Origin of the sequence: Desulfovibrio sp. 3_1_syn3 (assembly GCF_000145315.2) — a bacterium.
GTDB classification, from domain to species: domain Bacteria; phylum Desulfobacterota; class Desulfovibrionia; order Desulfovibrionales; family Desulfovibrionaceae; genus Desulfovibrio; species Desulfovibrio fairfieldensis.
In genome coordinates this window covers 405,710-418,438 of record NZ_ADDR02000001.1, presented here as the reverse complement: position 1 = coordinate 418,438, position 12,729 = coordinate 405,710, and the positions used below count along the sequence as shown (strand labels likewise).

Here is a 12,729-nt window from a genome sequence, read left to right as displayed (position 1 = left end):
TATTGCGCTCCGCTGTTTTGATCAGTCCGTAGGCGGAGAAGGGGGCGGGGCTTTTTCCACGGTCCGGACCTTGCGCAGAAGTGTTTCTGTGTCCGCGTCAATGACAAAGGCCACAAATTCATCGCCGCTGATGCGGTAGGCGTTGTCCCGGCCGAATTCCGCGCGCAGCATGGATGCGATTGTTCCCTGACGCGAAAAGGCCGCCCCACAGGGCGGCCTTTTCGCGTCAAGTGTCGAAGAGCTTATTTGCCCAGCACTTTCAGAGTCTCTAGGGCGATCTGCAATTCTTCGTTGGTGGGAATGATCAGCACCGGAATTTTGCTGTCCGGCAGGGAGATGGTCCGCGCGCCGGGCTTGCGGATGGCGTTTTCCTTGAGGTCCAGCTTGATGCCGAAGCCTTCCAGGCCGTCGCAGACAGCCGCGCGCACGATGTCGTCATTTTCACCGATGCCCGCGGTGAAGACCAGGGCATCCACCTTGCCGTCCAACAGGAAGAAATAGGAACCCAGGGTTTTTTTGATGCTGCGCACCAGCATTTGCAGGGCCAGGGCGGCGCGCTCGTTGCCCTTTTCCACCTGGGAGTGCACGTCGCGCATGTCCGTGTAGCCGCACAGGCCCAGCAGGCCGGACTTCTTGTTCATCAGGGTGTCGGCCTCGGCCGGACTCAGGCTTTTCTTTTCCATCACAAAGGGCACGATGGCCGGGTCGATGCTGCCGCAGCGCGTGCCCATGATCAGGCCTTCCAGGGGTGTCAGGCCCATGCTGGTGTCAAAGCACTTGCCGTCCTTGACGCAGCTCATGGACGAGCCGTTGCCCAAATGCATGGTGATGGAGCGCAGCTCGTTGAGAGGCTTGCCCAGGTATTCCGCCGTCTTGCGGGCAATGTACTTGTGCGAGGTGCCGTGGAAGCCGTAGCGGCGGATCTTGAGATCCTCGTACAGTTCGTAGGGCAGGGCGTACATATAGGCTTCCGGCGGCATGCCCATGCCGAATTCCGTATCGAAGACGGCCACGTTGGGCACGCCGGGGAAGAGCTTTTCAGCCACTTCAATGCCCATGAGGTTGGCCGGATTGTGCAGGGGACCGAGCAGGATGCATTCCTTGATGATTTCCTTGACGCGGCTGTCCACCAGCACCGGGTCCGTGATGGCTTCGCCGCCGTGCAGCACGCGGTGCCCGATGGCGAAGATTTCGCTCTTGTCTTTGATCACGCCGAGCTCGGGATCGGTCAGCAGGGCGATGACCAGTTCCATGGCTTCCACATGGGTGGGGAAGGTCGCCTCGCGGACGATTTTGTTTTCCTTGTCCGTGTCGGGCGCGATTTTGTGGGTCAGGCGGCCGCCGTCCTGGCCGATGCGCTCGGCAAGACCGGAGCAGAGCACGCGTTGCGTGTCCATTTCCAGAAGCTGATATTTACACGACGAGGAGCCCGCGTTGATCACCAGAACTTTCATATGCCGTCCTTTTTCCTGCCGGGGAGTTGAGGGGAAATGTCAAAGGCGGGAGCGCCGGGACGCTCCCGCACGGTCAGTATCTTTTGATGCTTTACTTGCTGCCGCTCTTTTCCGCGGCGGCCTGCACGGCGGTGATCGCCACCGTGTTGACGATGTCGGGCACGGTGCAGCCGCGCGACAGGTCGTTGACCGGCTTGTTCAGGCCCTGGAGCACCGGGCCGATGGCCACGGCCTGGGCGGCGCGCTGTACGGCCTTGTAGGTATTGTTGCCGGTGTTCAGATCCGGGAAGATGAAGACCGTGGCCTTGCCGGCCACTTTGCTGTCGGGCATCTTGGTTTTCGCCACCGTGGGATCAATGGCCGCGTCATACTGCAAGGGGCCTTCCAGGGCCAGGTCCGGGGCCATTTCCTTGGCGATCCTGGTGGCTTCCACCACCACGTCCACGTCCGCGCCCTTGCCGGACGTGCCGGTGGAGTAGGAGAGCATGGCCACGCGCGGCTCAATGCCGAAGACCTTGGCCGTGTGCGCCGAGGCCACGGCGATTTCCGCCAGCTGCTGGGCCGTGGGATTGGGGTTCACCGCGCAGTCGCCGAAGGCCAGCACGCGGTCTTTGAGGCACATCAGGAAGACCGAGGAAACCACGGAATAGCCGGGCTTGGTCTTAATGAACTCAAAGGCCGGGCGGATGGTGTGGGCCGTGGTGTTCACCGAACCGGAAACCATGCCGTCGGCGTCGTCCTTCTTGACCATCATGGTGGCGAAGTAGGTGGCGTCGCTCATGACGTCGCGGGCGTGTTCCAGGGTAATGCCCTTGGCCTTGCGCAATTCGTAGTAGGTCTGGGCGTAGTCGTCGAATTTGGGCGATTTCACCGGGTCGATGAGCGTGGCCCCGGCAATGACCAGGCCCAGCTCGCTGGCCTTCTGGCGGATAAGGTCCACATTGCCCAGCAGGGTGATGTCCGCCACTTCGCGGCGCAGCAGGATGTCCGTGGCGCGCAGGATGCGTTCCTCCTCGCCTTCGGCCAGGACGATGCGCATCTTGTCGCTTTTGGCCCGCTCGATGAGCTCGAATTCGAACATCATGGGCGTCATGCGGCCGCTGCGCTTGCAGACCAGGCGACTGGCGATTTCCTTGCCGTTGACATGGTGCTCGTAGAGGCCCAGCACGGTGTTGATCTTGCGCATGTCGCCGGGTTCGATGAGGCCGTAGACTTCCTGCAGGGCCGTGATGGTCCGGTAGGTGTGAAACTCGGTGAGCAGAATGGGCAGGGGCGCGCCGGTCCAGCCTTCAATGAGTTTGCAGACTTCCTCCGGTGGGCGCAGGCCGCCGGTGAGCAGCACGCCCGCGATGTCCGGCTTGGCCGAGGACAGGCGTGAGGCAATGGCCGCCAGCAGGATGTCCGTGCGGTCGCCGGGCGAGATGATCAGCTGATCCTTGGCGATGTAGCGGAGAAAATTGTCCACGTGCATGGCCGCCACAAGGTAGTCGCCCACCAGGGTGTCCATGCGGTTCTCGCCGAAGAGCACTTCGGCGTTGAGGCCTTTTTTCACGTCGCCCATGGTGGCCCGGCCGATGGTCGGGTCGTTGGGCACGGCGTAGATCAGGGCCGGTTGCCCGTCCTGGCCGAACTGGGCGCGCAGCTCGTCCAGGTCGGTCTGGGAAAGATGGCTCCGGTTGATGATGGTCGCCACCACGTCCAGCGCATAGGGGTCCAGGCTGTCCATGGTCATCTGCAGGGACTGGCGGATGTCTTCGGCCGTGGCATTGTCGCCGCTGGTCACCAGCATGACCGGGCAGCCCAGGTTGGCCGCGATTTCGGCGTTGAGCTCGAACTCGAACACCGGGTCCTTGCCCAGAAAGTCCGTGCCCACGCAGAGTACGAAGTCGTGCTCCATGAGAATTTTTTTGAACTTCTGGATGATGTTTTCCAGCAGGATGTTGCGCGAGCCCTGATTGATGATTTCCCGCGCTTCGGCATGGGTGTAGGCGAAGGTGTCCGCGTACTCCATGTTGATCTTGAAGTGTTCGAGCATGAGGTTGATGTCCGGGTCGCGGTCATCCAGCTGCGGCTCGTTGATGATGGGCCGGAAGAAGGCCACGTTGCGCATGTGGCGGCTGAGCATCTGCATGGTGCCCAGGGCGATGGCGCTTTTGCCCGTCAGGGGGCCCGTGGCCGTGACATAAAGTGCGTTGTGCTTCATAGGAACTCCTTGCCCGGCGTTCCGCGCCGACGGCGGGGCGTCTGCGTCCCACTCCGCCGCCGTCCGTACCGGACCCCGTGAAGTGAAAAGGGGCGCGGCTTGTCCACCGCGCCCTGCCTGTCTCATATTCCGTCATCGCGTCCGCGCGTCCGGCGGGCTGGCCCCGGACGCGCGGCGGGTTCTGTTTTGCGGGCTACTTCGTCGTTTCCACTTCAGGATAGGGCAGATCCGCCAGTTGCTTGAGCAGCGCGTAGCGTTCGGCATAGGCCTCGGCCAGTTCGCTCTTCAGCTTCTTGGAGACTTCGGGATCGATCTTGTCCAGGGAAGCGTAGCGGGTTTCGCCTTCCAGGAACTCGTGCAGGTTGGCGCTGGGGGCCTTGCTGTCGAGCTGGAAGGGGTTCTTCTTTTCCTTGGCCAGTTCGGGGTTGTAGCGGTACAGCGGCCAGTAGCCGGTCTGCACGGCCATCTTGGCTTCTTCCATGCTCTTGCCCATGCCCTTGCGCAGGCCCTGGTTGATGCAGGGCGCGTAGGCGATGATCAGCGAGGGGCCCTTGTAGGCTTCGGCCTCGCGGAAGGCCTTGAGCACCTGCTGCTTGTCCGCGCCCATGGACACGGAAGCCACATAGACGTAGCCGTAGGTCATGGCCATGCGGCCCAGTTCCTTTTTGCCGGTGCGCTTGCCGCCCGCGGCGAACTGCGCCACCGCGCCCAGCGGCGTGGACTTGGAGGACTGGCCGCCGGTGTTGGAGTACACTTCGGTGTCCATGAGCAGCACATTGATGTCGTCGCCGGAGGCCAGCACGTGGTCCAGGCCGCCGTAGCCGATGTCATAGCCCCAGCCGTCGCCGCCGAAGACCCAGACGCTCTTTTTGGTGTAGAGGTCGTCCATATCCCAGAGCTCGTGGGCCAGCGGGCTGTCGAAACCGTCCAGGTTGGCGAGGATCATCTCGCCGTACTTGCGGGAGCCTTCGGGATCTTCCTTGTTGTCCAGCCAGCCCTGCAGGGCGCTCTTGAGCTCGGCGGGCACGTTTTCTTCCTTCAGGGCCTCTTCCACCAGCATGGCCAGGCGGTTGCGGCGCTGCACATAGGCCAAGCCTATGCCGCAGCCGTATTCGGCGGCGTCTTCGAACAGGGAGTTGCCCCAGGTCGGGCCGAAGCCGTCCTTGTTGGTGCAGTAAGGCGTGGTGGGCGAGGAGGCGCCCCAGATGGACGAGCAGCCCGTGGCGTTGGCGACGAGCATGCGTTCGCCGAAGAGCTGGGTGAGCACCTTGACGTAGGGAGTTTCGCCGCAACCGGCGCAGGCGCCGGAGAATTCCTGGAGCGGCTGCTGGAGCTGCGAGCCCTTGATGGTGTCGCGCGGCAGCAGGTTGTCCTTGAGGCTGATGTGCTCCTCGGCGAATTCCAGGTTGGCCTTCTGGGCGTCCAGCTGGCCTTCCAGGGGCTTCATGACCAGGGCCTTTTCCTTGGCCGGGCAGATGTCGGCGCAGGAACCGCAGCCCAGGCAGTCCTCGGGATAGACCTGGATGCGGAACTTGAGGCCCTTGAGCTCCTTGCCCATGGCGTCCTTGGTCTCAAAGCCGGCGGGCGCGCCTTCCAGTTCCGCTTCGGTGGCCAGCACGGGCCGGATGGCGGCGTGCGGGCAGACGAAGGAGCACTGGCAGCACTGGATGCAGTTGGCCACCTGCCATTCGGGGATGTTGATGGCCACGCCGCGCTTTTCGCAGGCGGCGGTGCCCAGGGGCACGAAACCGGCGGGATCCATGGCGGACACGGGCAGTTTGTCGCCCTGCTGGGCCAGGATGGGCCGCACGATTTCGCGGATGTAATCGTCGTCGCAGCAGTGGCAGACCACCGCGCCTTCGGTGGTGTCGGCCCAGGAAGCGGGATACTTGACTTCTTCCAGGGCGTCGCTGGCCTTTTCAACGGCCGCGATGTTCATGTTCACGATCTTGTCGCCCTTGAGGCCGTAAGTCTTCTTGATGGATTCCTTGAGCAGCTCCACGGCCTTGCTGAAGTCGATGACCTTGGCAAGTTTGAAGAAGGCCGTCTGCATGATCATGTTGATGCGGCCGCCGAGGCCCACTTCCTGAGCCACCTTCACGGCGTCGATATTGTAGAACTTCAGCTTCTTGCGGGCGATGATGCGCTTCATGGAGGCGGGCAGATGCTGCTCCATGTCGGCCAGGGACCAGTTGGAGTTGAGCACGAAGGTGCCGCCTTCCTTGATGCCTTCCAGGATGTCGTACATGGTCACATAGGCGGCCTTGTGACAGGCGATGTAGTCGGCCTGGGTGATCAGGTAGGACGAGGTGATGGGCTGCTTGCCGAAACGCAGGTGCGACACGGTGAAGCCACCGGACTTCTTGGAGTCGTAGGCGAAGTAGGCCTGGGCGTACATGTCGGTGTTGTCGCCGATGATCTTGACGGCCTGCTTGTTGGCGCCCACGGTGCCGTCCGCGCCGAGGCCGAAGAACTTGCACTGCACGGTGCCTTCGGGCACGGTGTCGATTTCCTCTTCCACATCCAGGGAAAGGTGGGTCACGTCGTCATTGATGCCCACGGTGAAGTGATTTTTGGGCTGGAGGCCCAGCATGTTGTCGAACACGGCCTTGGCCATGCCCGGCGTGAAATCCTTGGAGCCCAGACCGTAGCGGCCGCCCACGATGGTGGGCGCTTCGCCCTTTTCGAGGAAGGCGGTGCAGACATCCTGGTAGAGGGGCTCGCCCAGGGCGCCGCATTCCTTGGTGCGGTCCAGCACGGAAAGGCAGGTCACGCTGGCCGGGATGGCGCGCAGCAGATGCTCGGCCGAGAAGGGACGGTAGAGGCGCACTTTCACAAGGCCCGTGCGCTGGCCCTGTTTGTTCAGGTAGTTGACCGTCTCTTCAATGACCTCACAGGACGAGCCCATGCTGATGATCACGCGGTCGGCTTCCGGATGGCCCACGTAGTCGAAGAGGTGGTACTTGCGGCCCGTGATGGACTCCACCTTCTTCATGTTTTCCACCACAATGCCGGGCACGGCATCGTAGTAGAGGTTGGCGGCCTCGCGGTTCTGGAAGTAAATGTCAGGATTCTGGGCGGTGCCGCGCACGTGCGGGTGTTCGGGATTCATGGCGGAGGCGCGGAATTCGGCCACCTTGTCCCAGTTCACCAGGTCCTTGATGTCTTCGTAGTCGATGACTTCGATCTTCTGCACTTCATGGGAGGTGCGGAAGCCGTCGAAGAAGTGGCAGAAAGGCAGGCTGGCGTCGATGGCCGAAAGATGGGCCACCAGGGCCATGTCCATGCACTCCTGCACCGAGGAGGCGCAGAGGAAGGCGAAGCCGGTCTGGCGGGCGGCCATGACGTCCTGATGGTCGCCGAAGATGGACAGGGCGTGGGAGGCCAGGGCGCGTGCCGCCACATGGAAGACGCCGGGCAGCAGCTCGCCCGAGATCTTGTACATGTTGGGGATCATCAGCAGCAGGCCCTGCGAGGCCGTGTAGGTGGAGGTCAGCGAACCACCGGCCAGCATGCCGTGCACAACGCCCGCGGCGCCCGCTTCGGACTGCATTTCACGCACGATGACCGTCTGGCCCAGTACGTTCTTCCTGCCGCGGGAGGCCATTTCATCCATGACCTCGCCCATGACCGAAGAAGGCGTGATGGGGTAAATGGCCGCCGTCTCCGACAGGGCATAGGCAATATGTGTTGTGGCGTTATTGCCGTCCATGGTTTTCATTTTAGCCATCTGTTCCTCCTTGGCGCCGTGTGGGCGCGCAATGTTTTTTCAGTCAGCTCCGGGCCGTCGGTAACCGCTCGGTATGGCGCAAGAGTGGTGAAGCCGGAAAAGATGCCGCGCGGGCGCTTGAACCGTCCCGCAGACAGTGCCGGAGGCCCGCTCCCGTCCATAAAAAAACAGGGAAAGCCGCCGTCAATCCGGGATGGAACAGTTTATCCGATCCGCGTCTGCCCGTCCATCAGAACTATTACGGGGCTTGGCGTAGCCGCCGCATATCCGGGAAATCCGTCCGTGTTCACGCGTTGCCAGCAGCCATAGCATAAAATTGTTTGATTGAACAGTTAAAATGAGCTTGCATTGTGAAATATTTTTTTATCTTTCCCGTGTTCCGGGCCGCGCGAGACAAAGGCCGCCGGAAATCCTGATCGGGTTTCCGGCGACGGGAGGGAGGCGCATCGGCATGGCGCATTTCTTGAGGCCGCTGTATTCGCGGAGGAATTTCTCCCTGTGCTTGTTTTTGAACCGGGCCCTTCACGCTCCTGCCCGGCAAGGAGAACCCGGACAGGGGCGTGAAAAGACGGCCCGACAACAGGCGTCAGCTGATCTGGCCGAAGAGATCATTAAGCGCTTCGGTCATGGACGGATGCGTGTAGATCATGTCGCGCAGGAAGGCGGAGTTCTGACCGGCGCGCATGGCGGCGGTGACGGTATTGATCATTTCCCCGGCGTCCGCGCAGTGCAGGGCGCAACCGAGAATCGCGCCGCTGTCCGCGTCCACCACGGCCTTGAGCAGGCCGCTGGTCTCGCCGAGCAGGCGGGCGCGCGGAATGGCCGCGGCGGGCAGTTTGGCAATCGTGACGTTCAGTCCCTGGGCGCGGGCTTCCTCTTCGCTGAGGCCCACGCGGGCCAGGGGCGGGTCCATGAACACGGCGTAGGCCACGGGCCCCCGGTTGCCGGTGTCGCGTTTGCCCTCGCCCCAGAGCGCGTCCCGCACAATGCGGAAGTCGTCCAGGGAAATATAGGTGAACTGCAGGCCGCCCTTGACGTCGCCCAGAGCCCGGATATGCGGCTGGGAGGTCCGCAGCCGGTCGTCCACGGCAATGGCCCCGTGTTCGTCCAGACGGACGCCCGCGGCCTCCAGGTTCAGCCCTTCGGTCAGAGGCCGCCGCCCGGTCGCCAGCAGCACGGCGTCGGCCGTGAACACGTGTTCTTCCTCCGCGCCGTCCGGCCCGGCGACGCGGCAGCGCAGTTCCGTGCGGGTCGCGCCGTCTTCGGAAATGTCGCGCACCGACCGGGCGCTGACTCCCAGGTGAATGTCCACGCCCTGAGCTTCCAGGGCCGCGCGCACGCTCTGGGCCATGTCCGCGTCCTCGCGCGGCAGGAACCGCCGGGAATATTCCAGCATGGTCACGCTGGAACCGAACTTCGCGTACATGGAGGCCATCTCCAGCGCGATATAGCCCGCGCCCAGAATGAGCAGCCGGCGCGGCAGCCGGGTCAGGTCCAGCAGGCTGGTGCTGGTGTAAATGTTGGCGCTTTCGGCCAGGCCCTCAATGGGCGGAATCACGCTGTACGCGCCGGTATTGATGTAAATATCCTCACCGTGCAGGATTTCCGCGCGCCCGTCGGCAAAGCGCACTTCCACCTCATGGGGCGACACAAAGGAAGCCTGGCCCGTGAGCACGGTCACGCCCCGGCTGGTCAGCATCTCCAGGTTCTTTTGGCGCAGAAAGCCGGTGACTTCGTCCTTGCGGGCCACGGCTCGGGCGTAGTCCGCGGCTTTTTGCGCGAAATCGCGCTCCGCGCAGCCGGAGAGCGCCTTGGCCTCGTGCACCAGCGTTTTGGTGGGAATGCAGGCGATGTTGATGCAGGTGCCGCCGTACATCCGGTCCGATTTTTCAACCATGGCCACGCGGCGGCCTTTGCCGGCCAGGGCGGCGGCGATGGTTTTGCCGCCTTTGCCGAAGCCGATGATGATATCGTCGAAGTTTTGCATGATATGTCCTCCGGGCGGCGCGGGGGCCGCCCGAGTGCTGTATTAATGAAACACGTAGCCGCCGTCGGCCCGGTACTCGGGCGAGCCGTTCAGGTACCAGAGCGCCTGTTGTGCGGGCCGGGCCTTGCGGACCATTTCATAGGCATAGGCGGCCCGGCGGCCGGTGCGGCAGACGAAAAGCACGGGCTTGTCCGTCGGCACTTCCGCGAGTCGCGCGGGCAGTTCCTCCACCGGCAGCAGCCGGGCTCCGGGCACATGGCCCCGGGCGAACTCGTCGGGGCTGCGTACGTCAATGACTACCAGATCCTTGCCCAGGCTGTCGATGAGGGCCTGGGCGGCCTGGGCCTTGAGCGGTCCCGTGGCGGGCAGGTCGGCGCGGGCCGTGGCGGAGGTGCCGGAGAACAGCAGGACGGCGAATATAAATAGGGGAAGCAGGGCGGCGGGGCGGAAAATTTTCATGGCGCAACTCGCTTGTTTGAGGTGGGCGGAGTCAAAAAATGAATTAATTATTTAACGATTGTTAAAAAACTAAAAAACGCTATGCTTGTCAAGCGATATTTTGAAGATCAAGGAGCATGCCCATGGGAAGACCACCGCTGCACGACGACGCCAAACTCAAGCAGGATATGGTGGATTGTCTCTGGCAGCTCGGCTATGACGCGCCCATCAGCGCCGTGGTGCAGAGCACCGGGGCCAAGGCCGCCAGTCTGTATGCCCGCTTCGGCAGCAAGAAGGGCATGCTGCTGGCCGCGCTGGATGTCTATGCCGAGGATCATCTGGCGGATCTGCACCGTCTGCTGAACAGCATGCCCCCGGGTCCGGAGCGGATCAGGGCGGTGCTGGAAAAAGCCATTGACTGTTTTGACGATCCCCTGCATCGGGGCTGTTTTCTGGTCAACGGCGTGCTGGAGGCCAATGCCGGTGAAGCGGAGTTTGCCGAGCGCCTTCAGAAACACATGGCCGACATCCGCACGGAATTCAGCTGGGCCCTGGCCGAAACTCCCGGTCTGTCCGGCTTCTTCAGCATTGAGGGGGCCGCCTGGTTCCTGCAGGCCCAGATCTGGGGGCTCAAGATCATGGCCCGGCTCAATCCCCAACGGGAACTGGGCCAGCGGCTGGTGGAACAGGCCATGTACGCCCTGTTCGGGCCGGATGCGGTAAAAGGCAGGCCGGAGGACAGCGCGGTGAGCGCGGAGGATGGGGGAGCCGCCGGTACCGAGTAAGCCCGGAACCGGAATGCCCGGCAGGGGCGCGTTGCGTTATTCCCGGACTGCGGGCGTGGTTGCCGCCGGAGCAGGCGCGAGCAGGCGCAGAACTTCCGGCGGCGCGTTTGCCCCGCGGGCAGCGTCCAAAGGCAGGACGCCGTGTTGGTCCGGCTGTTCGAGTCTGGCGCCCGCGTCCAGCATGAGGCGCAGTAGGCGCGGGCCGGTTTCCGGCGAGACCTGTCCCAGGATGCGGGCTACGGCCACCAGCGGCTCGCCGGGGTCCCGTTCGGGCCGGGGCGGGCGGCACCAACCGCCGTCGTTGCGGCCTGCTTCGAAGACGTTCCGGGCCGTTGGAACGTTTCCCACGGCCCTGTCCCTGTCGCGGGCTTGCGGTTGGCGTTCCAGGGGCCGCGCGTCCCAGGTCCGTAAAGGCTCATAACTTTTTTGGCGGCGGCACCAGTCCGGCGGCCGGGTGACCACGCGCGCGGCATGGATTTTTTTCAGATAGGCCGCCGCCGTCAGGTGGCCGCCCACCGCACGCCACGCCGCGTCGGGCAGCTCCAGGCGCAGGGCGCAGAGCGCGTCCAGACTGTCGTCCTTCTTGTTTTTGCCCCGTGTTTTCATCCGCGCCTCCCGCCAGGCGCGCAGGCTGTTCCCGGAAGCGACATCCAGCAGTTGGCAGGTCAGCAACAGGGGATGGCGTTGTTCCACTTCGGCGCGGAAATGCAGCAAGGCCTCCAGGCCCTGTCGGCGTGTATGCGCGCTCAGGTCACGCTGCATCCTTGCAAACCGGTTGTCCGGTTCCCTGCTTTTGTTTTTACCGAAAATACTCACAGCAAGAGCTACGACGGTTTCCGGGGGAAGATCCCAGCTTTCCCACTCCATTTCCAGCGGCGGCTCTTTTGTCGGGCGTCCGGCGACCAGGGCGGACAGCCAATTGAGAGAGGCGGAACGGGCTTCGGGCAACAGGCATTTGACGGCCGCCATACGCGGGCCGGTGTCTTTCTGAAGCTGAAGCCGGCGCCATTCGCCGGAGCCCTTGTCCGGGGGCGGCAACATGGATTGCATGTCCGGGATAAGGGAATCCATGTAAAGCCGTTCAGCATGGGAAGGCGGGGGTACGGGCAGATCGCGGCCGGGGATCAACGTGTCGCGGGCGCCGTCGTCTCTCAGTGTCTTGAGCGCGGCGGCCAGAATGGCCACATAGTCCTTGCCCGCGCGCGTTTCCATCTGCTTTGCCAGGATGAAAAAAGGGGAGCTTTTGTCATTCAGGCGGTAAAGCCACCCCATCAGCTTGGCTATCAGGGCCGCTTCCGGCGCGCGGGCAAGGATCAGCGGGGAGATCTTCCTGGACTCATTGCCCTTGGGTTTGGGAGGCGGCTCATAGCCCAGATTCATTCCTTCCCGGATCAGGGGCTCCGCGTGCCGTGCCACGGCCTCATCCGGCGCGGCCAGCAGTTCGGCCAGGGGCGAGGCATTGGCGGCGTCGTAGACATTGGGCTCGGCTCCGGCATTGCGCAGGATCAGCAGAAAGAGCGGGTCGGCCTTGCGCGCGGCCAGATGCAGAGGGGTGCGGCCTGATGCGTCGCGGGCGTTGACCTGGGAGCGCAGGGGGGAATCGGACCGGAGCAGGCGCGACAGCACGGCGTGATTGTCCGTGTGCTTCACCAGGGCGTGCAGCAAAAGGCCGTGCTTCAGCATGGGCGCGGGCAGCGCCCTGAGCGCGGCCAGAGCGTCTTCGGGGCGGGCGTGGCGGCAGACGGCCGCGAATTCCTCCACTGAAGCGGGCTTGCGCCCCAGCAGAAGGCCTAGCCGGGGCGCCGCCTCCAGCAGGGTCATGGGTTTGTCTGAACGGGCTATGCGGACCAGACCCGTGAGACTGTCCTCCAGCGGATCCCGGAAAAGCATGACCAGACCCAGCACGGCGATGATCACAAGCAGGACGCGCAGTAGACGGCGCGGGATGCCGTAGATTTTTTCCGTCGTTGCCGCAATCGGAAGTCCTTCCGGCGGCGTGTCCGCTGTAACGGCCCGCCGCACGGGGGCGTCGGGATCGCCTTTGCGCCGGGGGCCGTGGCGCGCGTTTTTCGCTCGGGACATGTCTGCCTCCTCGTGGCGGACACGGTGCCGAAAAATGCGGGCTCCGCCCC

General features: G+C 63.5%; 8 protein-coding genes. 1 reads left to right on the top strand and 7 read right to left on the bottom strand.

All coding sequences use genetic code 11. The features are described from left to right. Window positions 1–21: 21 nt before the first annotated feature. The 6 genes from HMPREF0326_RS17135 to HMPREF0326_RS01685 all read right to left on the bottom strand — a co-directional run bounded on the left by HMPREF0326_RS17135 (window position 22) and on the right by HMPREF0326_RS01685 (window position 9,833). On the bottom strand, window positions 22–171 hold the full coding sequence (locus HMPREF0326_RS17135; RefSeq protein WP_008682325.1) for a hypothetical protein: 150 nt from the start codon (window positions 169–171) through the stop codon (window positions 22–24). 71 nt (window positions 172–242) lie between these two features. Then, window positions 243–1,454: an acetate kinase gene (locus HMPREF0326_RS01705; RefSeq protein ID WP_008682322.1), complete on the bottom strand. Its 1,212-nt coding sequence runs from the start codon at window positions 1,452–1,454 to the stop codon at window positions 243–245. Window positions 1,455–1,545: 91 nt separating this feature from the next. Beyond that, complete coding sequence (gene pta / locus HMPREF0326_RS01700) at window positions 1,546–3,657, bottom strand: phosphate acetyltransferase (protein ID WP_008682320.1); 2,112 nt, start codon at window positions 3,655–3,657, stop codon at window positions 1,546–1,548. Between the two features lie 193 nt (window positions 3,658–3,850). Then, complete coding sequence (gene nifJ, locus HMPREF0326_RS01695) at window positions 3,851–7,387, bottom strand: pyruvate:ferredoxin (flavodoxin) oxidoreductase (protein WP_008682317.1); 3,537 nt, start codon at window positions 7,385–7,387, stop codon at window positions 3,851–3,853. Between the two features lie 586 nt (window positions 7,388–7,973). Continuing rightward, a complete protein-coding gene (locus tag HMPREF0326_RS01690) occupies window positions 7,974–9,374 on the bottom strand; it encodes an FAD-dependent oxidoreductase (protein ID WP_008682311.1) in 1,401 nt (466 codons plus the stop codon). Between the two features lie 42 nt (window positions 9,375–9,416). Further along, window positions 9,417–9,833 (bottom strand): rhodanese-like domain-containing protein, encoded by a 417-nt coding sequence (locus HMPREF0326_RS01685; RefSeq protein WP_008682309.1) that lies wholly within the window; start codon window positions 9,831–9,833, stop codon window positions 9,417–9,419. 122 nt (window positions 9,834–9,955) lie between these two features. On the opposite strand from HMPREF0326_RS01685, the gene HMPREF0326_RS01680 reads away from it, so the two are divergent. Continuing rightward, window positions 9,956–10,597 carry a TetR/AcrR family transcriptional regulator gene (locus HMPREF0326_RS01680; RefSeq protein ID WP_008682306.1) on the top strand — a complete coding sequence of 214 codons (642 nt, stop codon included), beginning with the start codon at window positions 9,956–9,958 and terminating at the stop codon, window positions 10,595–10,597. 36 nt (window positions 10,598–10,633) lie between these two features. Here HMPREF0326_RS01680 and HMPREF0326_RS01675 read toward each other — a convergent pair whose 3' ends face one another. Beyond that, window positions 10,634–12,679, bottom strand: a complete 2,046-nt coding sequence (locus tag HMPREF0326_RS01675; RefSeq protein ID WP_008682304.1) for an ankyrin repeat domain-containing protein — start codon at window positions 12,677–12,679, stop codon at window positions 10,634–10,636. Between the last annotated feature and the right edge of the window lie 50 nt (window positions 12,680–12,729).

Bases quoted from the DNA above. Each gene is read 5' to 3' on its own strand.
- HMPREF0326_RS01675 (WP_008682304.1), bottom strand. From the start codon at position 12,679: ATGTCCCGAGCGAAAAACGCGCGCCACGGCCCCCGGCGCAAAGGCGAT.
- HMPREF0326_RS01680 (WP_008682306.1), top strand. From the start codon at position 9,956: ATGGGAAGACCACCGCTGCACGACGACGCCAAACTCAAGCAGGATATG.
- HMPREF0326_RS01705 (WP_008682322.1), bottom strand. From the start codon at position 1,454: ATGAAAGTTCTGGTGATCAACGCGGGCTCCTCGTCGTGTAAATATCAG.
- HMPREF0326_RS01690 (WP_008682311.1), bottom strand. From the start codon at position 9,374: ATGCAAAACTTCGACGATATCATCATCGGCTTCGGCAAAGGCGGCAAA.
- HMPREF0326_RS17135 (WP_008682325.1), bottom strand. From the start codon at position 171: ATGCTGCGCGCGGAATTCGGCCGGGACAACGCCTACCGCATCAGCGGC.
- pta (WP_008682320.1), bottom strand. From the start codon at position 3,657: ATGAAGCACAACGCACTTTATGTCACGGCCACGGGCCCCCTGACGGGC.
- HMPREF0326_RS01685 (WP_008682309.1), bottom strand. From the start codon at position 9,833: ATGAAAATTTTCCGCCCCGCCGCCCTGCTTCCCCTATTTATATTCGCC.
- nifJ (WP_008682317.1), bottom strand. From the start codon at position 7,387: ATGGCTAAAATGAAAACCATGGACGGCAATAACGCCACAACACATATT.